This is a genomic window from Pseudonocardia hispaniensis (genome assembly GCF_042658695.1).
In the GTDB taxonomy this organism is placed as follows: Bacteria; Actinomycetota; Actinomycetes; order Mycobacteriales; family Pseudonocardiaceae; genus Pseudonocardia; species Pseudonocardia hispaniensis.
In genome coordinates, this window is record NZ_JBHSQW010000039.1 from 81,734 (window position 1) to 106,169 (window position 24,436).

Sequence of the window (24,436 nt, forward strand, 5' to 3'; positions counted from 1 at the left end):
GAACCGCGACGACCAAGGACGAGCTCAAGGATGATCCCTGCATGAACCCCGTGACCCAACCCTTCCAGCGTCTGGCGATCGTGAACCGCGGCGAACCCGCGATGCGGCTGATCAACGCTGTCCGCGAGTGGAACGCCGAGCTCTGCTCGCCGGGATCGACCATCGGTGCGGGTCGCCCACCGCTGCGCACGATCGCCGTGTACACCGCGGTCGACCGGCGGGCGATGTTCGTCCGCGAGGCCGACGAAGCCGTGCTGATCGGTCCGGACGACCCCGACCACCTCGGGCCGAGCCCGTACCTCGACCTGGTCGAGCTGGAGCGGGCGCTGCGGCGCAGCCGGGCCGACGCCGTGTGGCCGGGCTGGGGGTTCGTCTCGGAGAAGGCCGAGTTCGCCGAGCTGTGTGAGCGGTTGGGGGTCGTTTTCGTCGGCCCGTCCGCCGAGGTCATGCGCAGGCTTGGGGACAAGATCGAGTCGAAGCGCATCGCGGAGCGGGTCGGGGTGCCGATGGCCGCGTGGAGCGGCGGCCCGGTGGCCGGGATCGAGGAGGCACGCGCCCACGCCGAGTCGATCGGATACCCACTGATGGTCAAGGCCACCGCGGGTGGGGGCGGGCGCGGCATCCGGCTCGTCACCCGCGCCGAGGAGCTGGACGAGGCGTTCGAGCGGGCGCGTTCGGAGGCCTCGAGGACGACCGGGGATGCGACGGTGTTCCTCGAACGGGCGGTGTCCGGCGGCCGGCACGTCGAGGTACAGGTCATCGCCGACGCCACCGGAGAGGTGTGGACGCTGGGCGTGCGCGACTGCAGCGTGCAGCGGCGCAACCAGAAGGTGATCGAGGAGTCGGCCTCGACCGCGCTGGACGCCGAACAGGAGGAGCTGCTGCGCACCTCGGCCGCGCGGCTGGCCAAGGCCGTCGGTTACGTCAACGCCGGGACGGTGGAGTTCCTCTACGAGCCCAAGGAGCGGCTGCTGTCGTTCCTGGAGGTCAACACCCGGCTGCAGGTCGAGCACCCGGTCACCGAGGCCACCACGGGTGTGGACATCGTCAAGCTGCAGCTGCACGTGGCCGCTGGCGGCAAGCTCGCCGAGATCGCCGCTGCCGCACCGGCCGCGGCCGGGCATGCCATCGAGGCCCGGCTCACGGCCGAGGACCCGGAGCGGGGCTTCGCCCCCGCCCCGGGGCGCATCGAGCACCTCTCGCTGCCCAGCGGCCCCGGTATCCGGGTCGATACGGGGGTGGCCGCGGGCGACCTCATCCCGCCCCAGTACGACTCGATGATCGCCAAGGTCATCGCGTGGGGCCGGGATCGTCCCGAGGCCCGCGCCCGGCTTTCCCGCGCGCTGCGCCAGACCGCCGCCGTCATCGACGGCGGCACCACGAACAAGGCGTTCTTGCTCGACCTGCTCGACCGGCCGGAGGTGCTGCACGGCGCGGTCGACACCGGCTGGCTCGACACGATGATGGCCGAGGGCTACACCCCGCCGCGACGCCTGGACGTCGCGCTGGTGGCCACGGCGGTCGAGGCACACGACGCGCACGTCGACCGCCAGCAGGCGCGGCTGTTCGGCTCCGCGGAACGCGGCCGTCCCGAGGTCGGGCACGAGACGTGGCATCAGATCGACGTGCGCGCCGCGGGCCAGGCCTACCGGCTGCGGGTCGCCCGGTCGCGGCCGCGGCGTTACCGAGTGGAGCTGGACCTGCCCGGCGGCGGGATCCAGGCCGTCGACGTGGATGTCGAGCACACCGGCCGGTTCGAGCGCAGGCTCACGGTGGGCGGGGGTGACCCCTTCGCCGTCCTGTCCGTCGCGCAGGGCCCCGACTATCTGATCGAGGTCGACGGCGCGGTGCATCGGATCTCCGGCGGCGAGGCGGGGATGGTGCGGGCACCCGCCCCCGCGATGGTCGTCGCGCTCCCGGTCGGCCCGGGGGACACGGTCGCCGAGGGCGACGTCGTCGCGATCGTGGAGAGCATGAAGCTCGAGACCGCGCTGCGCGCGCCGGTCTCCGGACAGGTGGCCGAGGTGCTCGTCGCGGCGAACACCCAGGTCGAGGGTGGGACCCGGCTGGTCCGGCTGGATCCCGCACCGGAGTCGGGGGACGGCGCCACGGCGGCGGACCGCGCCGACTTCGGTCAGCTCATCCGGCCCCGGCAGGACACGGGTGACCCCGCGGCCCAGGCCACGGACGCCCTGGACACCCTGCGTTCGCTGGTGCTCGGTTTCGACATCGACGAGCGGGCCGCGCGCCCGATGCTGGCGCAGCTGGCCGCCGCTCGCGCCGAACTGCCCGACGATCCCGCGCTGCTCGCGGCCGAGACCGGCGTCCTGCAGATCTTCGCCGACCTGTGTGCGCTGTCCCGCAACCGCCGCGTGGAGAACGGGGCGCTCGACGAGGTGTCGGCCGTCGACGCCGAAGCCGCCCGCAACCCGCAGGAGTATCTGTACGCCTACCTCCGGTCCCGCGACGCCGACGCCGAGGGCCTTCCCGAGTCGTTTCGGATCAAGCTGCGCCAGGCGTTGGCCCACTACGGCGTCACCGATCTGGAACCCTCGGCGGAACTGGGTCCGGCGCTCTACCGGATCTTCCTCGCGCACCGCCGGGCGGCCGCCCATCTGCCGGTGCTCTCCGAGCTGTTGCAGTGGCGACTCGCTCATCCCGATTCGCTGCCCGAGGCCGCCCACGACGAGTACCGGAAGGTCCTGGACAACCTGGTCGCCGCCACCCAGCTGCGGCATCCGGTCGTCGGCGACCTCGCCCGGCAGGTCCGGTACCGCCTGTTCGACGCCCGGTTGATCGCGCAGGGCAGGGCCCGAGTGCAGCAGCACGTCCGCGAGCGGCTCGACCATCTGGCCACCGACCCGGCCGAGCGCGCCGCGCAGATCGACGAGATCGTGGCCGCCGGAGAGCCGATTCTCGAGGTGTTCGCCGAGCGGCATCACGCCGCGATGCTCGAGGTGATGACCCGCCGGTACTACTGGATCCGGCCGGTCGGACCGACTCAGGTCATCGACAACGGCGGGCGGCCGCTGCTGCGCGCCGAGTACCGGCACGATGACCGCCCCTACACGATCCTCGCCACCGTCGCGAGCGGCCGGGCCGGCATCGACGACCCGAGGGCCGACGCCCCAGCCGCGGTGTCCACCGACCTGCACCGAATCCTCGAGACGCTGCCGGCCCAGCACACCGCGCTCATCGACCTCTACGTCACCTCCGACGACTCCGCGGGCGTCGAGCCGAACGCCCGCGCCGAGCGGATCCGCGCCAAGCTCGGCACCATTCCGCCGTCGGTCGCCCGGGTCGCCGTCGCAGTGCGCCGGGCGGACGGCGACGGCAGCGGCACGACGATGTGGTTCACCTTCCGCGGCGACCCGGACGGCCGACCGGTGGAGGACCGGATGCTGCGCGGCCTGCACCCCATGGTGGCCGAGCGGCTGGGGCTGTGGCGGCTGTCGAACTTCGAGCTGACCCGGCTGCCCGCGGCCGTCGACGTCCACCTGTTCCGCGCCCAGGGCCGCACCTTGCCCGACGACCAGCGGCTCATCGCGCTCGCCGACGTTCGCCAGCTCACCATGGTGCGCGACAACCACGGCAGGCTCACCGGGGTGCCCGAGATCGAGCACGTCCTCGATGCCTGTCTGGACAGCCTGCGGGCCGCCCGCTCGGCCGATCGCACGATGGCCAAGCCGGAGTGGAACAGGGTGTTGCTCTACGTCTGGCCGGTGGTGGACGTGCCGTTGCGCGAGCTCGACGAGGTCGTCCGGGCGCTGGCTCCGCGCAGCCAGGGCCTCGGGCTGGAGCAGGTGCTCGTGCAGTTCCGTACCGCGGGCCCGGACGGTGGGCCGCGCGAACACATGCTGCGGTTGTCCCGGCCGCCCGGTGCCGGATTGACGCTGCGGATCACCGACCCGCCGACGCATCCGCTGCGCGAGTTGGACAGCTACGCGCAGAAGGTGATCCGGGCGCGTCGACGCGGCGCCGTGTATCCCTACGAGCTGGTCGGGTTGCTCACCCGCTCACCCGACGGCGGCGCGCCGGGGACGTTCACCGAGTACGACCTCGACGAGACCGGTGTGGCGGTCCCGGTCGATCGGGCGCCCGGCGGCAACTCCGCCAACCTGGTGCTCGGTGTCGTCACCACGGCGACGGCGCGTTACCCCGAGGGCATGACCCGGGTCGTGCTGCTGGGTGACCCGACGAAGGCGCTGGGTGCCCTTGCCGAACCCGAATGCGCCCGGGTGCTCGCCGCGATCGACCTGGCGCGCAGGCTCGAGGCGCCGATCGAGTGGTTCGCCGTCTCGGCCGGCGCCAAGATCGCGATGGACAGCGGCACCGAGAACATGGACTGGATCTCCCGGGTGCTGCGCGGAATCATCGAGTTCACCCAGGACGGCGGCGAGATCAACGTGGTGGTCGCCGGGATCAACGTCGGCGCCCAGCCGTACTGGAACGCCGAGGCCACGATGCTCATGCACACCAAGGGCATCCTGGTGATGACGCCGGACTCGGCGATGGTGCTCACCGGAAAACAGTCGCTGGACTACTCCGGCGGCGTCTCGGCCGAGGACAACTTCGGGATCGGCGGCTACGACCGGATCATGGGCCCGAACGGGCAGGCGCAGTACTGGGCGCCCGACCTGTCCGGGGCGATCGGCGTGCTGTTCGCCCACTATGCGCACACGTACACCGCCGCCGGGGAGCGCTTCCCGCGGCCGGCGCCGACGACCGACCCGCTGGACCGGGACATCAGCGAGGGGACGCACACCGGTCCGGGCACCGAGTTCACCCGGCTCGGCGAGATCTTCTCCGCCGCCACCAACCGGGAGCGCAAGAAGCCGTTCGACATCCGGTCGCTGCTGCGCGGGGTCGCCGATGCCGATCACCCGCCCCTGGAGCGCTGGGCCGACTGGCGGGACGCGGAGTCCGTCGTCGTCTTCGACGCGCACCTCGGGGGGCAGCCGATCGCGCTGCTGGGCATCGAGTCGCGCCCGCTGCCGCGGCGCGGGCGCTCGCCCGTCGACGGGCCGCCGCAGTGGACCGCGGGCACGTTGTTCCCGCGCTCGTCGAAGAAGACCGCGCGGGCGATCAACGCCGCCAGTGGTAACCGACCGCTGGTGGTGCTGGCCAACCTGTCGGGCTTCGACGGCTCCCCGGAGTCGCTGCGGGAGCTGCAGCTGGAGTACGGGGCGGAGATCGGGCGGGCGATCGTGAACTTCGACGGGCCGATCGTGTTCTGCGTGGTGTCGCGCTACCACGGCGGTGCGTTCGTGGTGTTCTCCCACACCCTGAACGACAACATGGAGATCGCCGCGGTGGAGGGCTCGTACGCCTCGGTCATCGGTGGTGCACCGGCCGCGGCGGTCGTGTTCTCCGGGGAGGTCAACAAGCGCACCGCAGCCGACCCTCGGGTCGCGGGCCTCGAGGCTCAGCTCGCGGAGGCGGTCGAGGGCGGCGCGCAGGACGAACTGGCCCGGCTGCGCTCCGAGCTCGCCGCGGTCCGGGCCGCGGTGCGGGCGGAGAAGCTCGGCGAGGTCGCCGACGAGTTCGACGCCAAGCACAGCATCGAACGCGCCCGCCGGGTCGGGTCGGTGCACGAGATCGTCCCGGCCGAACGGCTGCGGCCCTACCTGGTCGAGGCCGTGCGGCGCGGGATGGCCCGGACCTTGCTGCGCTGACCCACCTGTGAGTGCGTAACAGTGTTCTAACACTGTTACGCACTCACAGCCCCGTCTGACGTCCCCGGGTGCGGTCAGGAACGCGCAGCGCAGACGCCCTTGGCGGCGAGGATGCGGGCGACGGCGCGGTCGTTGTCGCCCGCATCGAGCGTCCCCTCCGCCAACGCCTGCTCCAGCGTGGCCAGCACCGGACCGACCGGGGTGACGTTGGAGGACAGCGCGACGTCGGCGCCCGCCTGCAGCGCCGCGAGCGTGGCGCGGGGCAGCGAGAACTGGTTGCTGATCGCCTTCATCGCGCCGAGGTCGTCGGTGATGACGACGCCGTCGAAGCCGTACTCGTCGCGAAGCAGCCGGTAGACCGCAGGGGTGAGCGACGCGGGCAGCCCCTCGGTGAGGCCCGGGACGTCGAGATGCCCGACCATGACGCCGGTGTCCAGGCCCGCCAGCGGCCTCCCGGGGCCGACGAGCGCCGAGTAGGGGCGCAGATCGTCGCGCCTCAACCGGTCCAACGGCGGCGTGCTGACCCGGCCCGCGTGGGAGTCACCGTTGGCGTGACCGTGCCCGGGGAAGTGCTTGAGTACCACGGCCACACCGGCCTCGCGCTGCCCCTCGGCGAACGCCTGCGCGTACCGCGCGACGACCTCGGGATCGTCCGAGAACGCCCGATCCCCGATCACCGAGCCCGCGGGCTGGCGGCCGACGTCGACGGTCGGGGCGAAGTTCATCGTCACCCCTCGGGCGCGCAGCTGGCGACCGCGCTCGAATCCCAGCACCCGGACCTGCCCGGTGGTCATGTCCGCGGCCATCCGGCGCGCGCTGGGCATCGGTCCGTCGAGCGTGCCGATGCGCTGCACCCGCCCGCCCTCGTCGTCGACGGCGACGGTGACCGGCAGCGCCGTCGCGGCCTGCACCGCGGCGAGCTTGTCGTCCTGCAACAGCGCGGTGGCCTTCCCGCCCAGGAAGATCCCGCCGACGCGCCAGGAGCGGACGATCTCGGCGGCCCCGGCGGGGTCGGCCGCGTCGACGCCGACCATCAGTCGCTGGGCCAGCCGGTCGCGTTCGGAGAGGCCGGCCACGACGGCGTCACAGGCCGGTGGGCCGGGCGGCGGGACAGGCTCGGCCCGCTGAGCGGCTGCGCCACCGGTGGACCCGGCCGAGCCGGTCAGGGTGGGTAGGACTCCGGTGCCGACGCCGAGCCCCGCGAGGAGCGCGCCGACCACCAGGCTGGACACGATTCCTACCGCGGCGCGCGGCCGTCGGCGCTGCTGACCAATGGACATCGGGACGAATTCTCCCCTGGCACCGTCCCGGGCGTCGCGGCGCCGGGCCGGGCGGGTGACGCAGCCCTCCCCCATGATCGACGTTCGGGAGCCGGTGGCCGCGGATTCCGCGGCTGCCGCTGCCCGAACGCCGATCATGAGGCGGGCGGGCCAGGGCGGCGCATACCGCACCCCGGCCGGGCCGTCAGATCCGGAAGAACACCGTCTCCCCCGCACCGTGCAGCCGGATGTCGAAACGCAGCTCACCGGGGCCGACGGGCCGGGCGATCAGCGTCGGCACGCGGTCGGCCGGCACCTCGGCCAGCAGCGGGTCACGGGCGTTGGCGGCCTCTTCATCAGGGAAGTAGATCCGGGTGACGACCCGGTCGAGCAGGCCGCGGGCGAAGACCGAGACGTCGATGTGCGGCGCCTGCTCGCCGATCGCGCCTGGCTTGACGGTCCGCACCTCCCACCACCCCTCGGCGTTGGTCGCGCATCGGCCGAACCCCCGGAAGCCGGGCACCGCGACCCGCCCGCGCGGCTCGCTCTCCGGGTGGTCGAACCGGCCCTCGGGGTCGGCCTGCCAGGTCTCGACCAGCCCGTCGGGCACCGGCTCGCCGTTGCCGTCGCGGAGCACGCCGCCGATCCGGATCGCTGCGGGCGTGCCCTCGGGCACGACGTCGGCTCCGTCCGGCCAGACCAGCCCGATATGCAGGAACGGGCCGACGGTCTGTGCGGGGGTGAGGCCGAGCTGCGTCTCAGTCATGGGGCTCCTCGAACGGGGTCTGCTCACGGCCCCGCAGCACGATGTCGAATCGGTAGGCCAGCGCCCAGCCGGGCCGGGTGGCCGCCAGGTCGAACGTCGAGATCATCCGCTGCCGCGCTGTCGGGTCCGGGACCGAGTTGAAGATCGGGTCCTGGTCGAACAGCGGGTCGTCGGGGAAGTACATCTGGGTGACCAGGCGCTGGGTGAAGGCCCGGCCGAACAGTGAGAAGTGGATATGCGACGGCCGCCAGGCGTTGTGGTGGTTGCGCCACGGGTAGGCGCCCGGCTTGATCGTGGTGAACGAGTAGGCGCCCGCCGAATCGGTGACCACCCGGCCGCCGCCGGTGAAGTTCGGGTCCAGCGGCGCGGGCCAGTTGTCGCCCGCGTGCGCATACCGGCCCGCGGCGTTGGCCTGCCAGATCTCGATGAGCGTGTCGGGCACCGCACGGCCGTCGGAGTCGCGCACCCGGCCGAACACGACGATCCGCTGACCGAGCGGCTCGGCGCCGTGCTGGGCGGTGAGGTCGTGGTCGTGCTCGCCGATCCGCTCTCCCGACAGCAACGGACCGGTCACCTCGGTGAGCCGGTGCGCCAGCACGATCGGGGCCTGCGACGGTGCCCGCAGCGCGGTGCTGCGGTAGTCCGGGTAGTCCAACGGCGGGTGGGTGCCGTCCGGCGCGGGCCGGTAGCCGACGGGACGGGAAAGAGTCATGTGTTCGCTCCGAAGGGCAGTCCGACGTAGTTCTCGGCGAGGCTGGTCGCCGCGGCATGGGACGACACGGTGTAGCGCAGCTGGGACAGCTGCAGCCGGCGCCCGAAGGGGTCGCCGCTCTCGGTGGCCGGGTCGAACCGGTGCAGCATCGAGGTCATCCACCAGGAGAAGTGCTCGGCCCGCCACACCCGGCGCAGGCAGGTCGTCGAGTACTCGTCGAGCCCGGCCTGCGAGCCGCGGGCGAAGAACCCCTCGAGCGCGTCGGCGAGCACCCAGACGTCGGCGACGGCGAGGTTCATCCCCTTCGCCCCGGTGGGTGGGACGATGTGCGCGGCGTCCCCGGCGAGGAACAGGCGTCCGTGCCGCATCGGCTCCGCGACCATGCTGCGCATGCCGGTGACCGAGGGGCGCTCCAGGAACGGGCCCTCGTTGAGGGTGAACCCCTCGGCCGCGAGGCGGGCGCCGAGCTCGTCCCAGATCGCGGCGTCCGACCAGGCGCAGGCGTCCTCGTCGGGCGGTACCTGCAGGTAGAGGCGGGTCACCTCGGGACTGCGCATCGAGTAGAGGGCGAACCCGCGCTCCGCGGCCGAGTAGATCAGCTCGTCGTGCGTGGGCGCGGCCTTGGCCAGCACGCCGAGCCAGCCGAACGGATAGGTCCGCTCGTACTCCCGCGGACGATAGGCCTGGCGGGCCACACCGTGGTATCCGTCACATCCGGCGATGACGTCGCAGTGCAGGTCGCGCGCCACACCGGTCACATCGGTGTAGGAGAGGGACGGCGAGGTCGTGTCGATGTCGTGCAGCGCGACGTCGGTGACCTCGAACTCGATGATCCCGCCGTCGCGCAGCCGGGCGGCGATGAGGTCCTTGACGACCTCCTGCTGCCCGTAGACGACGATTCCCTTGCCGACGAGGCCGACGAAGTCGATCCGGTGGTCCTCGCCGTCGAAGCGCAGCGAGATCCCCTCGTGCCGCATGCCCATGGCGTCCATCCGGTCCCCGACGCCGATCTCGCGCAACAGCTGCGCGGTCGGGTGTTCCAGAACCCCTGCCCGCACCCGGTGCTCCACATAGCTGCGGCTGCGCGCCTCCAGGACGACCGAGTCGATGCCCCGGCGGGCCAAGAGGTGGGACAGCAGAAGGCCGGCCGGCCCGGCCCCGACGATTCCGACCTGGGTACGCATGACCTCAGGCTTGCGCACCGACCGCCCCGGACTCGACGGCTCTTCCGTTCAACGGAAGAATGAAGTCATGACCTTGCCGTCCCCGCGATCCACGGTGACGGCTCGGGTGCTCGCCGTTCTCGCGGCGTTCCAGGCCGCGAACCCCCGGCTCACGCTCACCGAGATCAGCCGGCGCGCCGGTTTGCCGCTCACCACGGCGCACCGCATCGTCGGCGAGCTGGCCGCGTGGGGCGCGCTGGAACGGGCCGGGGACGGGCGCTACCGGATCGGGCTGCGGCTGTGGGAGGTCGGCTCGCTCGCCCCACGCAGCCTGGGTCTGCGCGAGACGGCGATGCCGTTCCTCGAGGACCTCTACGAGGTGACCAGGCAGAACGTGCAGCTCGCCGTTCTCGACGGCACCGAGGTGGTCTACGTCGAGCGACTCTCGGCGCGCACGGCGGTCAACGTGATCACCCGGGTCGGCGGCAGGCTGCCGCTGCACGCGACGGGGGTGGGGCTGGTCCTGCTCGCCCATTCACCCCCCGAGCTGCAGGAACAGGTCCTGGCCGGGCCGCTGCGCCGATACACCAGCAGAACGATCTGCCAGCCCGACGAGCTGCGCCGGGTGCTGGCCGACGTTCGACGCACCGGCGTCGCGATCAGCGAAGGTCAGATCGAACTGGTGTCGCTGTCGGTCGCGGCACCGGTGCGCGGACCCGGCGGTGCGGTCGTCGCGGCGGTGTCGGTGGTCGTGCCCGCCGCGGAGACGAACCCGCTGTCCTACGTGCCGGCGGTCCGGGCCGCCGCCCGCGGGATCTCCCGCACCCTCGGCCATTCCTGATCCTCAGGCCCGACCATCGAGAGGCCCGCTCCCGCGGGCCCGTCCCACGACCGGACCTTGCGCACCCGCACGGGCGGGTCGACGATCGCCCTGTGGACGTCGTGGAATTCCGGCCCGAACGCCACCAGTACGTCTGGACCTTCGGCGGGGTCGCCCCCAGCCACCGGATCACCCCGGGCACCCTGCTGCGGCTGTGGACCGAGGATGCCTTCTCCGGACGGCTGACCCGCACCGGCGACCGGGCGAGCGAAGTGCTCGACATGACGCAGGTCAACCCGCAGACCGGTCCGTTCTACGTCGAGGGCGCCGAGCCGGGGGACACGCTCGCCCTGCACATCGTCGAGCTGACCCCGGCGCGGGACTGGGCGGCGTCGACGACGATCCCGTTCTTCGGCGCGCTCACCGGCACCGACCGCACCGCGCTGTTGAACGACCCGCTGCCCGAGCGGACCTGGATCTACCAGCTCGACCGGGCCAAGGGAACGGTGTTGTACGAGGCGCCCAGCGCGCAGCTGCGACTGGAGCTGCCACTGAGTCCGATGCTCGGCACGGTCGGGCTGGCCCCGGCGGGGCGTGAGGTGCGCTCGAGTCTGGTCCCGGACAAGTTCGGGGGCAACATGGACACCCCCGAGATGCGCGCCGGGGTGACCTGCTACCTGCGCGTCAACGTCGAGGGTGCGCTGTTCTCGATCGGCGACGGGCACTACCGGCAGGGTGAGGGCGAGAGCTGCGGCACCGCCGTCGAGGGCACGATGGACGTGACGCTGCTCGTCGAGCTGATCAAGGCCGGCGGCGGTCACAGCGCCCCGGAGTGGCCGCGGATCGAGAGCGACACCCACTACATCGTCGTCGGGTCGGCCCGGCCGCTGGAGGATGCCTGGCGGGCGAGTCAGGTCGGCATGATCACCTGGCTCGGCGAGCTGTACGGCCTTGACCGGCTCGACTCCTACCAGCTGCTCACCCAGATCAGCGAGTCGCCGCTGGCGAACGTCTGCGACACGAACTACAGCGCGACCACCAAGCTGGCCAAGGATCTGCTTCCGACCGGGGACGCCTTCGGCGGGATGCACCGGCACCTGCGCGAACGGGCCCGCGACCTGTAGGGGAGGACTCACCGTGGATCTTCAGCTTGCCGGCAGGAAGGCCCTGGTCACCGGCGGGACGAAGGGAATCGGCCGAGCGATCGTCGAGGCTCTGGTCGGCGAGGGGGTCGCGGTCGCCTTCTGTGCCCGCACCGAGGCCGACGTCAAGGAGGCCGAGCAGACGCTGCGCGGCCGCGGAGCCGAGGTCAGCGGGACCGTGCTGGACGTCGCCGACGGCGCGGCGCTCACCAACTGGGTCGGTACGGCGGCCGGGCAGCTGGGCGGCATCGACATCGCGGTGGCCAACGTCAGCGCGCTCGCGGCGGCCCCGGGTGAGGAGAACTGGCGGGCCAGCTTCGAGGTCGACGTGCTGCACGCCGTGCGACTGGTGGAGGCGGCGCTGCCCCATCTCGAACGCAGCGACGCCGCATCGATCGTCACGATCTCGAGCGTGTCCGGGCGAGAGATCGACTTCGCCGCAGGCCCGTACGGAACGATGAAGGGCGCCCTGGTGCACTACACGCACGGACTGGCCGTCCAGCTCGCGCCCAAGGGGATCCGGGCGAACAGCGTCTCCCCCGGCAACGTCTATTTCGACGGCGGGTTCTGGCAGAGCGTCGAGCAGAACAACCCCGAGCTCTATGAGCACGCGCTCGGGCTCAACCCGACCGGCCGGATGGGTGACCCGGAGGAGACCGCCTACGCCGTGGTCATGCTGGCCAGTCCGCGAGCCCGCCGCATCAGCGGCACCAACCTGGTCGTCGACGGCGCGCTGACCCGAGGGGTACAGCTGTAGCGCGCACGTGCCGGATCGAGGCTTCAGCCGGGACGGACCCGAACGACCCATCCACTACACAGAGTTTGTGAGCAACCGCTCAGGTGCAACAGAGAGTGTCCATAGCCTCCACATTCACCGCACTCCGTCGGCAATTCAGGTGATGCGGGTCACATATCTGGAACACCCGTAACCCCATCGGGTGGGGCTCGTTGGACGGGTCAGTCGCGCTGCCGCGAACCAGTACCGACCCCGTCACCGTCCACTGCGTACAACGTTCACATTTCAGTCCATAGTGGACGGACGGACCGAACGAGGAGAGCTACTCCCATGCAGATGAGCAAGACCGCCCGCCGGGTCGTCGCCGCCTCCGCCCTGGCCCTGCCGATCGCGGTGGCTGCGCCGGGCCTGGCCAGCGCCGGGACCGGTCACGACGACCACGGTCACCGCGGTCACGGCCACCGCTGCCACGGCGGTGACCAGACGGCCGTCCAGGGTGGGAGCCTGATCGACCTGCTGGCGCAGGTGAACCCGGCGGCCAACGTCGGCGGCATCCTCAGCTTCGCGCCCGTCGAGCAGAACGCCGTCGCCGACAGCGACGCCAACTCCGGCATCCAGCAGTTCGGCGGCACCTGCGGGGGCGGCCAGGAGTCCTTCCAGGCCGGCGACCTCGTCTCCGGCCTGCTGCAGGTGAACCCGGCGGCCAACGTCGGCGGCATCGCCAACTTCGCGCCCGTCGAGCAGAACGCCGTCGCCGACAGCGACGCCAACTCCGGCATCCAGCAGTTCGGCGGCAACGGCGGCCACCACCACGGTGGCGACCAGACCGCCGTCCAGGGCGGGGACCTGATCGGGCTCGACCTGCAGGTCAACCCGGCGCTCAACGTGGGCGGCATCGCCAACTTCGCGCCCGTCGAGCAGAACGCCACCGCCTCCGGCAGCCAGAACTCGGGTATTCAGCAGCACCGCTGAGCCCACGCGCCGGCCGATCCCCGAACACTGCCGCGAACGACGCCGTCACCAGGCGGTGCCGTTCGCGGCAGAGCTGTTCGTGCGACGGCGCGTCAGCGAAAAGCGAGCACCGACGCGGTGAAGCCATGGAGCTGGTTGCGACCGCCGACCGGCCCGATCTCACCGGCGGCGAAGAACCCGGCCACCCCGCCGGTGCGCAGCCCGGCGCGCACCGCCTCGACATCGTGGTCGGCCGTCGGAAACATGAACCTCCCGCGACCGTTGCAGGAGAACAGCAACGCCCCCCTGGCGGGGCCCTCGGCCACCGCCCCGGCGAGCAGTTCCGTCAGGTCCTCGTCGGCGGCTTCGGCATCGCGGACCTGGAACCGGACCGTCTGGCCCGGTTCCACGACATCGCCGACCGCGACCGCACCGCTCTGCGGGTCGGCCCCCAGAACACCGCGGATGAGAAAGTCGCCGCGGCCGTGGTCCTCGGCGTACTCGTTCATCGCGATGCCGAGGTGCAGCCCACGGCCGGCCAGCGTTCGCTCGGCGGGCGAGAGCGAACCGAGGATGTCGCGCAGCCGCACGTAGGCAGGCAGCCCGGCCAGCTCGATCAGGATGTTCTGCTCGGCGCGGGTGACGGTCATGGTCGGCCCGATCGGGCGGCACCCCTGGCTGACGATGGTGCGCACGGCGACGTCGCCCCCGAGCAGGAACCCGACCCCGCCATCGCGGTGGATCTCGCCGTCGAGAAACAACCGGTTGCCGCTCGCCCCTGCCCCGCTGGCCAGCCCGCCGACCAGCGGGAACTCCGGGTACGCAGCGTTGCACCGGTCAAGGAAGCGGGCGATGGGGAACGAGGAGGGGTCGACGAGCAGCACGCCGACCCGATCGTCCGCGCGCGGCTGTGGCAGCCCCGCCGATCCGGTCTCCATCATGTCCAGCCCGGCCTCGAGGCGCACCGGCCGGACCGTGACGCCCGGGAGCGCGGCCGCCCAGACGGCGATCGCGGGCTCGCCCTCGACGCCGCGGCCGTCGCCGATGACGCCGCCCGCGGTGGCGCCGATCGCGGTCCGGGCACCGGCGAGCTCCATGACCCGCAGGCCGGCCGCGGCCGCGTCGTCACCCGAGCCGCAGACGAAGACGCACAACAGATCCGGCCGTGCCCCGGCGAGTGGGCCGAGCGCCTGGGTGACGGCCACCTCCGCCGCCCCTCGCAGGTCGGGGCCGACCGCGAGACCGTCGCCGAAGCGGCGACCGGACGACTGCGCCATGACCTCGTCCCGGATGGACCCGAACTCAGTGGACATGGGGATTCACCTCCCGCGCGACGGTGCCGCGCGGCCAATCCTCCCAGCCCACCCGCGCCGGGCCAACCGACCGGCCGGACCTGGCCTTCGGAGCGCCTCACGGCTCCATAACGGGTCCAGACACGGCGGCGGACAGCGTTATGGCTCCCCGACGCGCGGTCGGCCGCGGTGCGGCAACCCGCCCGCGGCCCGCAGGATCAGCTGCATCGCCACATCCACCGAACGCTCCCGGATGTCGCCGCGGCCGCCCGGCAGTACCGGGTCGCGGGCGATGACGGTGCCGTCGACGGTCGTGACACAGAGGCAGACGTAGCCGACGGGCTTGGCCTCGGTGCCTCCGTCCGGACCCGCGATGCCGGTGACCCCGACACCGATACCGGCACCGAACCGTTCCCGGGCGCCGTCCGCCATGGCCCTGGCGACCTGCGGCGACACCGCACCGTGCTCGGCGATCATCTCGGCGGGCACGCCGAGCAGCGCCGTCTTGGCCTCGTTCGAGTAGGCGACGACCCCGCCCGCGACATACGCCGAGGACCCCGGCCGGTCGACGAGCCGGGCCGCCAGCAGCCCACCGGTGCACGACTCCCCCGTCGCAACGGCTCGCCCGCCGCCCAGCAGGGCGCGCGCCACCAGCTCGTCGGTGGTGCTGCCCTCCGCGCTGACCAGGTGCTTCGCATGCCGTCCCGCGAGCTCCTCGGCCAGCTGCGCCGCCACGGTGTCCGCACCCGGCTGCGGCCGCAGATCGACCTCCAGCTCGGAACGACGCAGACAGGTCGTGATCTCCACGCCCGTGAGGTCGAGGCGGGACCCGATCTCCCGCAGCGTCGCCGCGATCTCCGACTCGGGCAGCCCGAAATAGCGCAGCGACCGGGCCGCCGCAGGGGGCACCCGCTCGAGCAGCTCGGCGAACGGGGCCGCTTCGAGGGCGGCGGGCCACATCCCCTGCAGCTCACGCGGGGGACCGGGCAGCACGACGACCAGCGGGCCGCCCAGCCGCTCGACGAGCAGTCCCGGCGCGGTACCGACCGGTAGCAGCGGCGTGGCTCCGCGCGGGATCATCGCCTGCTTGCGGTTGGCCGCCTCCAACGCGGGCCCGGCGAACCCGGTGCGCGCCGCCCAACGGGACAGGATGCCGGCGATATGAGCCTGCAGCGCCCGGTCCAGGACGATGTCGGCTCCCGCGAAGCGAGCCACCACCTCGACGGTCAGGTCGTCCGCGGTGGGGCCGAGACCACCACTGGTGACGATCAGTTCGACGCCCGCGTCGGCGACGAACCGCAGCGCCTCGGCCAGGTCGTCGGGCCGATCGCCCACCAGCAGCAGATGCGCCACCTCGAACCCGCGATTGCTCAGCTCACGCGCCAGCCACGGCCCGTTCCGGTCATCGATGGCGCCGGTCAACAGCTCGCTTCCGGTGACCACGATGCCGGCCCGTGGCCGACCTGCTTCCGCACCCATGCGGCGACGGTAACCGCTGCCGAGCCCGCCGCGCGATCACGCGGTCGCGGCGACCGTTGTTGTGCGAGGTCGGCCGCCGGTCGTAGGGTGGTGCGCCGTTGAGACACGGCTCGCACCCGGGTCCGCAAAACGGTATCGAGGAGCAGCGGTGCGCATGAACGGTCAGTCATCCGCCGGGGCCGGCGCCTCATCCGCCGACCAGATCGTCCGGTTCGAGATCGTGGACCACGGGCGGGACGCGCTCGTCGTCCATGTTCTCGGCGAGATCGATACGCTGACGGCGCCGGTGCTGCGGGAGAAGCTCGACGAGCATCTGCCCACGACACCTTTGGTGGTGCTCGACCTGTCGGCGGTGACGTTCCTCGGGTCGGCGGGGCTGGCCGTGCTCGTCTCGGCCAGGGACACGGCGGAGCAGCACGGCCACCGGCTGCGGCTCGTCTGTGGTTCCCGGATCGCCACCCGCGCGCTCGAGGCCACCGGCCTGCTCACCCTCTTCGATGTCGCCGACGGGGTTTCCGAAGCCCTGGGCGCTCCCGGCTGATCCGGCTGTCCTAGGCTCGCACCTGGAGGCGTCTGGGTGCCTGGTGGCCCTCGCGGTCTTCAAAACCGACGTGGCCGAGCACCTCGGCCAGGCGGGTTCGATTCCCGTCCGCCTCCGCCAGCCCTGGTTCGGTTCCTGAGAGTCTTCAGGTTTCTCTCAGCTACGGCGAGGACTCTGGGCGGCGTGGCCGGTCTGACCGTACTCGACCTCCTCGTCATCGCCCTCGTCCTGCTCGCCGCGATCGGCGGGTTCCGCCGCTCCGGCGGCGCCGAACGCACCGGCAGGCTCATCGGGCTGCTGTTCGGCGCCGCGATCGCGCTCCCGCTGGGCGCCCTGTTCGCCGCGGCCGGGGCGAGTCCGCTGGCACAGGGCTTGCTGCGGCTCGCCGGACTGGTGCTCGGCCTGCTCATCGGGGTCTGGGCGGGTGGTCTGGTCGGCGGACTGGTCTCCCGCGGCCTCGTCCGCGGCAGGCTCGGGCTCGTCGATCGGGGGCTGGGCGCCGTGGCCGCCGCGGGCACCACCGTGTTGGTGCTGTGGGTACTGGCCACTGCGGTACCGCTCATCATCGGAGCCGAAACGCTCGCGCCGGTGACCGCCGCGCTGCAGCCGCTCGGCGGTCACAGCCAGCTGCTCGACGAGTTCGGCAACCGGCTCCCGCTTCCCCGACAGGCCCTCGACCAGGCCGTCAGCACCGTGTCCTCCATCAACCCTCGGATGGGTTTCGGCGGGTCGGCACAGTTCTGACCGGCACCGCTGGCACAGTGTGCCGGTGCCAGCCGGGGTTTCCGCCGATGTCCGCGAGCTTGCGGGGCTCGACGCAGCGGGACTCGCGGCCCTGGTGCGCGAGGGCCGGGTCACCGCCGTCGAGGTGGCCAGGGCCCATCTGGCCCGGATCATCGCGGCCGACTGCCGGGTCGGCGCCCTGACGGCCGTCGACCGGGAGCGGGTGCTCGCCGAGGCGCACGGGGTGGACGCGCGGCCCGATCGCTTCGCGCTGCCGCTTGCGGGCGTCCCGGTGGCGATCGGGGATGACGTGGACGTCGCCGGCTTTCCGACCCGGTACGGCTGTGCGGCGTCCTCGTCCGCACCGGCCCGCCGCGACGACGAACTGGTCAAGCGCCTACGTGCCGCGGGCGCGGTGGTGGTGGGCAAGGCCCGCACGCCCGGGCCTGCGGCCTGGGGGTTCGCGCACGACCCGGTGTCGTCTGCGCCGGGCCCAGGCGGCTGCGGCGGTGCCGCGGCGGTGGCGGCCGGGATGGCCGCGCTCGCGGTGGGCACCGACGGGGGCGGCGCGATCCGGATGTCCGCCGCCTACCTGGGCCTGGTCGGGCTCAAACCGGGTGTGGGCGTCGTTTCGCCCACCGCGGCCGAGCGGCGCTGGTGCGGGCTGAGCGAGCCGGGTCCGATCGCCCGGACCGCCGACGACGCAACGCTGATGCTCGAGGCGCTGTCCGGGCGGCGCATCGGAGACCTCGCGGCGGTGGGTCTGCCGAACCGGGTGGCGGTCTCGTTGCATCATCCGTGGCCGGTGGGCCGGTTACGGCCCGCCCAGCACGACGCCGTGCGCAAGGCCGTGCGCCGGTTCGCCGAATGCCGGATCCGCACCGTCGCGGCCGAGCCGCCGTATCCGAGCACCCTGGTCCTGCGCTGGCTCCGGCGCTGGCAGGCGGGGGTCGCCCGCGACGTCGAGGCGCTGGGGATCGACCCACGCGGGCTCGAGCCGCACCCGGCGGCGGTCGTACGGAAGGGCCGTCGGGTACTACGCCGCGGGATCCCGGAGCCCGACACCGCCTTTCGGGACCGGTTCGTCGGCTGGCTCGACGAGGGTGGCAACGACCTCCTGGTGCTGCCTGCGGTGGCCGGCCCGGCGGTGCCCGCGGACGAGCTCGCCGGGCGCGGCTACCTGTCCGCGCTGGTCATCTCGGCCTCCCGGGCGCCCTACACGCAGGCCTGGAACGTGGCGGGGTTGCCCGCGCTCGTCGTGCCGGTCCGGTGGGGTGTCTCCCGGGTCCCGGTGCAGCTGGTGGGACGCCCGGGCAGCGAGCCGCTGCTGCTGGCCACCGCCGCCCGCCTGGAGCGGGACTGACCGCCCAGGACAGCGCGCGGTACTCGCGGTGCTCCCGTTCGGTGGTCTGCGTCGCGTACTGCTCCGGATCGGGCTGCTCGTCCAGCACTCAACGCAGGTCACGCCCGCCTGTGAGTGCGTAACAGTGTTAGAACACTGTTACGCACTCACAGGTGGGTTGGACCAGGGGCCGGTGATCGCGAACATCGTGCCGGGGTCCTGGATGTTGGCGAACAGGATCTTCCGGTTCGGCGAGTACACCGGTCCGGTGAACTCGACGTCGTCGGCCTCGTTGCGGGCGATCGGGAACGTCTGTCCGCCGTCGGTCACACCGAACAGGTGCTGGAGTCCGTTGCCGTCCTCGGCCACGATCACCCCGCCGTAGGGCGACACGGCGATGTTGTCCGGGCCGTCGAACACGTCCGAGACGGCGGGGTCGGGGTTGACGCCCAGCCGCAGCGTCAGAGTGAGGGTCGAGCACCTGGGGTCGTAGAACCAGATCTGACCATCGTGGTGTGCCCCCGGGCTCTCGTTGCGGGAGAAGCTGGTGACGATGTAGGCGCCGGACGCGCCACCCCGCTTGCCCCACCACGCGCCCTCGAGCTTGCGGCCACGGGTGACGTCGCCGTCGCCGAGCTGCCGGCGGATCGGGGTCGACCGCGCGTCGCGGTCGGGCACCGGCGTCCATCGGGCGTGGTAGACGGTGCCGATCTCGGTGGCTCGGGACAGGTCGTCGATGTGCCGGCCCGCGCCGTCGGTCGCCCGCAGCGCGGCGAGGTCACCCGCATCGGCGGCGAGCGTGCGCAGCGCACCCTTGCTCGCGCGGTAGTCCTTCGGCGGGGTCCACCGATAGAGCAGGCCGTTGGGCTTGCTGGCGTCCTCGGTCAGGTAGATCTCGCCCGTGCGCGGATCGACGACGGCGGCCTCGTGCTCGAACCGGCCCAGCGCCTTGATCGGCTGCGGGTCGAGGTTGGCCCGACGGTCGAACGGGTCGACCTCGAAGACGTAGCCGTGATCCTTGTGATAGCCGTTCTTCCCCTCAAGGGCATCGACCTCCTCGCAGGTCAGCCAAGTGTTCCACGGGGTCACCCCACCCGCGCAGTTGGTCGAGGTGCCGGCGACGCCGACGTACTCCTTGATCCGCTTCCCGTCGCGGTCCACCTCGACGACGGTGCACCCGCCCGCTGCGCCGGGGTCGTAGACGAGCCCGTCGACATGCGGGACGGGCAGGTCGGTGCCCCAGGGATCGCGGATCTCGTGGTTGTTGACCAGGACGGTCCGTCCGCCGCCGGCCCGGAAGGCGCCGGTGCCGTCGTGTTTGCGTGGGGTCGGCTCACCCGACTCCAGGGTGGTGACCCCGGCCTCGGTGACGATCGAGTAGGAGAAGCCCGGAGGCAGCGCGAGCCGCCTCGCCGGATCCGCGACCAGGTCGCCGTACCCGATGCCCCGCCCCGGCGCCGCCGAGGCGGGTGTCGTCAGCAGCATCTCGGTGCTGCCCACGAGGACGAGCCCGGCACCGGCGGTCGCGGCGCGCTGCAGGAAGTCCCGGCGAGAGAGTCCGGCCATATCCGCCCTCATTCCGTCGTCATGACCCCAGCGAGTGGTTGCCGATCCGGAAGGGTGCAGGACGTGGTGGACCTTCGCGTGAATGCCGCGTGATCATCACCTGACCGGGCATCGACCCTCCGGATCGGGCGTCCCGGTGGCGCCGAGCAACGACCATCTGTCGGCCGTGATGCGACCAGATAGCCCAAATCTGCGCCCGAACGGCGGCGGGCGCATTGACCGGTCGGCACGGTCGGAGGACGGTGCCAGTGGTCTGTCCCAGCACCGCGACGGCTGTTCCGGGGAGACGATGCGAGTGCCGACACGACGGCGGGATACCGGAACCGCCGCTGCCGACCAGGTCGAACAGCTCGACGACCAGCGGCAGATCATCGGGCACGCCCGGCTGGCGGGCTGGTCGGGCGTGACGTTCGCGGTGCTGTTCGTTCTCGGCCTCGTCCTCGTCCGGCAGGCTCCCGGGCTCGACGCCCCGGACGAGGCCTACGTCTCGTTCTATGCCGCGGGCGGCGGCAACACGTTGATGATCCTCGGCCTGTACCTCGTCCCGTTCGCCGGGATCGCGTACCTCTGGCACATGAACGCGACCCGGACGCTGCTACAGGTCCTGCGGCCACGGTCGTGGTCGCAGATCCCACACTGGCTGAACCTGGCCTCCGGCATCGTGTTCGTCGCCATGCTGTTCGTGGGCGCCGCCGCCGCCGGCGCCGTGGCACTGCTGGCCCGGTTCTCCGCCGCCCCGCTTCCCTCACCCGACATCGCCCGCGCGCTGACCGCGGTCGGCTACGCGACGGTCTTCGTCTACGGGGTGCGGGTAGCCGGGATTTACATGATCACGACGACCGGATTGGCCAGGTCGGCCGGGCTGCTGCCGCGGCCGGCCGTCGTCGTCAGCTATCTGGCGGCGGCGTTCCTGCTGGTGAGTACTACCTTCCACCCCGCGATCCTGCTGGTGTTCCCGGGTTGGGTGCTGCTGGTCAGCATCCTGCTGCTGGCGCGCCGGCCGTCAGGAGCGATCCCATGAGCACACCGATCGGTCTCGACGAGATTCCCGGCCCGCGCGGACTGCCCGTGGTCGGCAACATCTTCGACATCGACGCGGCCAGCCCGATCGAGGGCTTCGTCCGGATGGCCGAGGAGTACGGTCCGCTGTACAAGCTCACGACCCCCACGGGAGTCCGGCTGATGGTCTCCGGCCCCGACCTCGTCGAGCAGGTCTGCGACGACACCCGCTTCGACAAGGCCGTCGGCGGCGGGCTGTCGAGCCTGCGGGGCAGCGTGGTGGGCACCGGACTGTTCACCGCGGAGACGACCGACCCGCTGTGGCACCGTGCCCACAACATCCTGATGCCGCCGTTCAGCCAGCAGGCGATGCGCGACTACATGCCGAAGATGCTCGACATCGCCGAGCAGCTGATGGACAAGTGGTCGCGGCTCAACCCCGGCGAGGACGTCGACGTGCCCGCGGACATGACCCGGCTGACGCTGGACACCATCGCGCTGTGCGGTTTCGGCTACCGGTTCAACTCCTTCTACCGCGAGACGCCCCATCCGTTCGTCGACGCGATGGTGCGTTCCCTCCTCACGGCGCAGGCCCAGGTCCGCCGGCTGCCCATCCAGAACCGGCTGCACATCCGCGAGCAGCGGCAGACGGAGGAGGACCAGGCCTTCATGGCCGATCTGGTCGGCCGGCTCATCTCCGAACGCCGCGCGCAGGGCGACAAGGCCGACAACACCGATCTGCTCGGCCGCATGCTCACCGGCGTGGACAAGCAGTCCGGCGAGAAGCTACCGGACTCCAACATCCAGGCGCAGTGCATCACCTTCCTCGTCGCCGGGCACGAGACGACGTCCGGGCTACTGTCGTTCGCGGTCTACTTCCTGCTCAAGAACCCTGAGGTCCTGCAGCGGGCACGGGCCGAGGTGGACGAGGTGCTCGGCACCGCGGCATGGCCGACGTTCGAGCAGGTGCACCGGCTGCCCTATGTCCGGCAGGTGCTCGACGAGACTCTGCGGCTCTGGCCGACCGCACCCGCCTTCACCCGCGCCCCGTTCGAGGACATCGTGCTCGGCGACCGGTTCGCCATCCCGGCGGGCACCCCGCTCACCGTGCTGATCCCGGCGCTGCACCGCGCCACGTCGGTCTGGAGCCCGGACGCGGCCGAGTTCAACCCGGACCACATGGCCCCGGAGCGGCTGGCGCAGCTCCCACCGAACGCCTACAAGCCGTTCGGCACCGGGCAGCGGGCCTGCATCGGCCGGCAGTTCGCCCTGCAGGAGGCGACGCTGGTGCTCGGCATGCTGCTGCACCGCTTCGAGCTCATCGACCACCTCGACTACCAGCTGAAGACCAAGACCACGCTCACGATCAAGCCCGACGACTTCCGCATCCAGGTCCGGCCGCGGGCCGATGTCCACATCGACCGCTCCGGCCCCCCCGCCGAGGCAGCCGCGACCGCGGTCGCCGGCACCACTGCTGCCGCCGCGCCCACTCTGCTGGCGCCGCGGCACGGCACCCCGCTGTCGGTGCTGTTCGGCTCGAACCTCGGCACCGCCGAGTCGATCGCCACCCGGCTGGCCCAGGAAGGCACCGAACGCGGCTTCGACGTGACCCTCGGCGCCCTCGACGACCACGTCGAGGACCTGCCCGCGGACGGGGCGGCGGTCATCGTGTGCTCGTCCTACAACGGGACCCCGCCGGACAACGCGGGCGAGTTCTGCCGGTGGATCAGCGCCGCGGACGGCCCCCGGCTCGGCGGCGCCTACACCGTGTTCGGCTGCGGCAACACCGAATGGGCGGCCACCTACCAGGCCGTGCCCACGCTGCTCGACACCCAGCTCGAGGCGCATGGCGCCCGCCGGGTGCACCCGCGCGGCGAGGGCAATGCCGCGGGGGACTTCGACGCGCAGTACCGCAGCTGGCACGCCGATCTCTGGCCGGACCTGGCCGCGGCACTCGACCTGCCCGCGGAGGTCGCGATGGCCGACGCGACCGGTCCGCGGCTGTCGATCACGTTGACCAACCGGCAGCTGACCAATCCGGTGATCATGTCCTACCGGGCCCGCCTGGGCCGAGTGGTGGCGAACCGGGAGCTGGTGCAGGGCGGCGACGGCAAGCCGCCCGAGCGCTCCACCCGGCACCTCGAGATCGCGCTCCCGGCCGGGACGACCTATCACGCGGGCGATCACCTCGGGGTCCTGCCGCGCAACAACATCGACCTCATCCGCAGGGTGATGACCCGTTTCGGGCTGGACGCCGGGCAGTACCTGACGATCATTCCGAACAGCGGGACGCACACCCACCTGCCGATCGACGAACCGGCGCCGCTGCTCGGGGTCCTGGGCAGCTGCGTCGAGCTGCAGGACGTCGCGACCCGCACCGACATCGAGACCTTGGCGCGCTACACCGACGACCCCGAGCAGCGGGCCGCGCTCCAGGCGCTGACCGGCGACGACGAGGCGTCGCAGGCCCGCTACCGCGAGCAGGTGTTCGCGGCCAACCGGTCCACGCTCGACCTGCTCGAGGAGTTCCCGGCCTGCGCGGTGCCGTTCGAGGTCTTCCTCGACATGCTGCCGCCGCTGCGCCCGCGCTACTACTCGATCTCCTCGTCGCCACTGATCAGCCCGGACACCTGCAGCATCACCACCGGCGTGCTGCGCGGCCCGGCGCGGTCGGGCGCGGGCACGTTCACCGGGGTCTGTTCGGGCTACCTGTCGGCGCTGCCGGAGGACGGGACGGTGTTCGCGTTCGTCCGGGAGCCGACGATCGAGTTCCGGCCGCCGGAGAACCCACACATCCCCATGATCATGGTCGGGGCCGGGACCGGGCTCGCGCCGTTCCGCGGCTTCCTGCAGGAACGCGCCGCGCTACGCGACCAGGGCACGCCGATCGGGGCGTCGCTGCTGTTCTTCGGCTGCCGCAGCCCGCAGTCCGACCTGCTCTACGCCGAGGAGCTGCTCGACTACGAGCGGCGCGGCGTGGTGCGGGTGGAGAACGCGTTCTCCCGGGCGCCCGGCGCGCCGCGCCGGTACGTGCAGGACGCGATGCTCGACTGCGCCGACGAGGTATGGGGGCTGCTGCAACAGGACGCGGTGGTGCTGGTGTGCGGCAACGCCTCGACGATGGCGCCGGGCGTGCGCGCCGCGCTGACCCGGATCTTCCGGGACCGCACGGGTGCCGGTGAGGGCGACGCGCTGGCCTGGCTGGCCGGGCTGCGCGCGGCGGACCGGTTCGTGGAGGACATCTGGGGCGGGTGATGCTGGAGCAGGCGA

Annotated in this window: 17 protein-coding genes and 1 tRNA gene; 11 read left to right on the top strand and 7 right to left on the bottom strand. The window is 72.2% G+C overall.

From position 1 onward, the window contains the following. Window positions 1-41 precede the first annotated feature (41 nt). Complete coding sequence (locus ACFQE5_RS19440) at window positions 42-5,675, top strand: ATP-binding protein (RefSeq protein WP_379587007.1); 5,634 nt, start codon at window positions 42-44, stop codon at window positions 5,673-5,675. A gap of 74 nt (window positions 5,676-5,749) precedes the next feature. Here ACFQE5_RS19440 and ACFQE5_RS19445 read toward each other — a convergent pair whose 3' ends face one another. The 4 genes from ACFQE5_RS19445 to ACFQE5_RS19460 all read right to left on the bottom strand — a co-directional run bounded on the left by ACFQE5_RS19445 (window position 5,750) and on the right by ACFQE5_RS19460 (window position 9,596). After that, window positions 5,750-6,955: a glycoside hydrolase family 3 N-terminal domain-containing protein gene (locus ACFQE5_RS19445; RefSeq protein WP_379587009.1), complete on the bottom strand. Its 1,206-nt coding sequence runs from the start codon at window positions 6,953-6,955 to the stop codon at window positions 5,750-5,752. A 184-nt stretch (window positions 6,956-7,139) separates the two neighbouring features. Continuing rightward, on the bottom strand, window positions 7,140-7,700 hold the full coding sequence (pcaG, locus tag ACFQE5_RS19450) for a protocatechuate 3,4-dioxygenase subunit alpha (protein WP_379587011.1): 561 nt from the start codon (window positions 7,698-7,700) through the stop codon (window positions 7,140-7,142). After that, complete coding sequence (gene pcaH / locus ACFQE5_RS19455) at window positions 7,693-8,412, bottom strand: protocatechuate 3,4-dioxygenase subunit beta (protein WP_379587013.1); 720 nt, start codon at window positions 8,410-8,412, stop codon at window positions 7,693-7,695. The genes pcaG and pcaH overlap by 8 nt, the downstream gene beginning before the upstream one ends. Continuing rightward, the gene (locus ACFQE5_RS19460; RefSeq protein WP_379587015.1) at window positions 8,409-9,596 is read right to left on the bottom strand and encodes a 4-hydroxybenzoate 3-monooxygenase; all 1,188 of its coding nucleotides are present in this window, start codon (window positions 9,594-9,596) and stop codon (window positions 8,409-8,411) included. The genes pcaH and ACFQE5_RS19460 overlap by 4 nt, the downstream gene beginning before the upstream one ends. Window positions 9,597-9,663: 67 nt before the next feature. Between ACFQE5_RS19460 and ACFQE5_RS19465 the strand changes: the two genes are divergently transcribed. The 4 genes from ACFQE5_RS19465 (at window position 9,664) to ACFQE5_RS19480 (ending at window position 13,245) form a co-directional block, all read left to right on the top strand. Further along, window positions 9,664-10,416, top strand: coding sequence for an IclR family transcriptional regulator (locus ACFQE5_RS19465; protein WP_379587016.1), 753 nt, complete (start codon window positions 9,664-9,666; stop codon window positions 10,414-10,416). Between the two features lie 92 nt (window positions 10,417-10,508). Further along, the gene (locus tag ACFQE5_RS19470) at window positions 10,509-11,519 is read left to right on the top strand and encodes an acetamidase/formamidase family protein (protein WP_379587018.1); all 1,011 of its coding nucleotides are present in this window, start codon (window positions 10,509-10,511) and stop codon (window positions 11,517-11,519) included. Window positions 11,520-11,532: 13 nt separating this feature from the next. Further along, entirely contained in the window at window positions 11,533-12,294 is a 762-nt protein-coding gene (locus ACFQE5_RS19475) for an SDR family NAD(P)-dependent oxidoreductase (RefSeq protein WP_379587020.1), read from the top strand. A gap of 315 nt (window positions 12,295-12,609) precedes the next feature. Further along, window positions 12,610-13,245, top strand: coding sequence for a hypothetical protein (locus ACFQE5_RS19480; protein WP_379587021.1), 636 nt, complete (start codon window positions 12,610-12,612; stop codon window positions 13,243-13,245). A gap of 92 nt (window positions 13,246-13,337) precedes the next feature. Here the strand turns inward: ACFQE5_RS19480 and ACFQE5_RS19485 are convergent, their stop codons facing one another. Together ACFQE5_RS19485 and ACFQE5_RS19490 are read right to left on the bottom strand one after the other, a co-directional pair. Beyond that, complete coding sequence (locus ACFQE5_RS19485) at window positions 13,338-14,537, bottom strand: FIST signal transduction protein (RefSeq protein WP_379587023.1); 1,200 nt, start codon at window positions 14,535-14,537, stop codon at window positions 13,338-13,340. 138 nt (window positions 14,538-14,675) lie between these two features. Then, window positions 14,676-15,995 (bottom strand): competence/damage-inducible protein A, encoded by a 1,320-nt coding sequence (locus ACFQE5_RS19490; protein ID WP_379587024.1) that lies wholly within the window; start codon window positions 15,993-15,995, stop codon window positions 14,676-14,678. Between the two features lie 154 nt (window positions 15,996-16,149). Here ACFQE5_RS19490 and ACFQE5_RS19495 point away from each other — a divergent pair, with 154 nt between their 5' ends. The 4 genes from ACFQE5_RS19495 to ACFQE5_RS19510 all read left to right on the top strand — a co-directional run bounded on the left by ACFQE5_RS19495 (window position 16,150) and on the right by ACFQE5_RS19510 (window position 18,622). Continuing rightward, a complete protein-coding gene (locus ACFQE5_RS19495; protein WP_379587026.1) occupies window positions 16,150-16,536 on the top strand; it encodes an STAS domain-containing protein in 387 nt (128 codons plus the stop codon). Between the two features lie 24 nt (window positions 16,537-16,560). Beyond that, window positions 16,561-16,656, top strand: a tRNA-Sec gene (locus ACFQE5_RS19500). Between the two features lie 63 nt (window positions 16,657-16,719). Then, window positions 16,720-17,280, top strand: coding sequence for a hypothetical protein (locus ACFQE5_RS19505; protein ID WP_379587028.1), 561 nt, complete (start codon window positions 16,720-16,722; stop codon window positions 17,278-17,280). Between the two features lie 25 nt (window positions 17,281-17,305). Next, on the top strand, window positions 17,306-18,622 hold the full coding sequence (locus ACFQE5_RS19510; protein ID WP_379587030.1) for an amidase: 1,317 nt from the start codon (window positions 17,306-17,308) through the stop codon (window positions 18,620-18,622). A 138-nt stretch (window positions 18,623-18,760) separates the two neighbouring features. Here the strand turns inward: ACFQE5_RS19510 and ACFQE5_RS19515 are convergent, their stop codons facing one another. After that, window positions 18,761-20,167, bottom strand: a complete 1,407-nt coding sequence (locus ACFQE5_RS19515; RefSeq protein WP_379587032.1) for an alkaline phosphatase PhoX — start codon at window positions 20,165-20,167, stop codon at window positions 18,761-18,763. A 295-nt stretch (window positions 20,168-20,462) separates the two neighbouring features. Here ACFQE5_RS19515 and ACFQE5_RS19520 point away from each other — a divergent pair, with 295 nt between their 5' ends. Together ACFQE5_RS19520 and ACFQE5_RS19525 are read left to right on the top strand one after the other, a co-directional pair. Next, complete coding sequence (locus tag ACFQE5_RS19520) at window positions 20,463-21,188, top strand: hypothetical protein (protein WP_379587033.1); 726 nt, start codon at window positions 20,463-20,465, stop codon at window positions 21,186-21,188. Further along, window positions 21,185-24,421, top strand: a complete 3,237-nt coding sequence (locus ACFQE5_RS19525; protein ID WP_379587035.1) for a bifunctional cytochrome P450/NADPH--P450 reductase — start codon at window positions 21,185-21,187, stop codon at window positions 24,419-24,421. Before ACFQE5_RS19520 ends, ACFQE5_RS19525 begins: the two co-directional genes overlap by 4 nt. Window positions 24,422-24,436 lie beyond the last annotated feature (15 nt).

Excerpts from the sequence above, each read along its gene's own strand:
- ACFQE5_RS19440 (WP_379587007.1), top strand. The coding sequence starts at position 42 with ATGAACCCCGTGACCCAACCCTTCCAGCGTCTGGCGATCGTGAACCGC.
- ACFQE5_RS19445 (WP_379587009.1), bottom strand. The coding sequence starts at position 6,955 with ATGTCCATTGGTCAGCAGCGCCGACGGCCGCGCGCCGCGGTAGGAATC.
- pcaG (WP_379587011.1), bottom strand. The coding sequence starts at position 7,700 with ATGACTGAGACGCAGCTCGGCCTCACCCCCGCACAGACCGTCGGCCCG.
- pcaH (WP_379587013.1), bottom strand. The coding sequence starts at position 8,412 with ATGACTCTTTCCCGTCCCGTCGGCTACCGGCCCGCGCCGGACGGCACC.
- ACFQE5_RS19460 (WP_379587015.1), bottom strand. The coding sequence starts at position 9,596 with ATGCGTACCCAGGTCGGAATCGTCGGGGCCGGGCCGGCCGGCCTTCTG.
- ACFQE5_RS19465 (WP_379587016.1), top strand. The coding sequence starts at position 9,664 with ATGACCTTGCCGTCCCCGCGATCCACGGTGACGGCTCGGGTGCTCGCC.
- ACFQE5_RS19480 (WP_379587021.1), top strand. The coding sequence starts at position 12,610 with ATGAGCAAGACCGCCCGCCGGGTCGTCGCCGCCTCCGCCCTGGCCCTG.
- ACFQE5_RS19485 (WP_379587023.1), bottom strand. The coding sequence starts at position 14,537 with ATGTCCACTGAGTTCGGGTCCATCCGGGACGAGGTCATGGCGCAGTCG.
- ACFQE5_RS19490 (WP_379587024.1), bottom strand. The coding sequence starts at position 15,995 with ATGGGTGCGGAAGCAGGTCGGCCACGGGCCGGCATCGTGGTCACCGGA.
- ACFQE5_RS19495 (WP_379587026.1), top strand. The coding sequence starts at position 16,150 with ATGAACGGTCAGTCATCCGCCGGGGCCGGCGCCTCATCCGCCGACCAG.
- ACFQE5_RS19515 (WP_379587032.1), bottom strand. The coding sequence starts at position 20,167 with ATGGCCGGACTCTCTCGCCGGGACTTCCTGCAGCGCGCCGCGACCGCC.
- ACFQE5_RS19525 (WP_379587035.1), top strand. The coding sequence starts at position 21,185 with ATGAGCACACCGATCGGTCTCGACGAGATTCCCGGCCCGCGCGGACTG.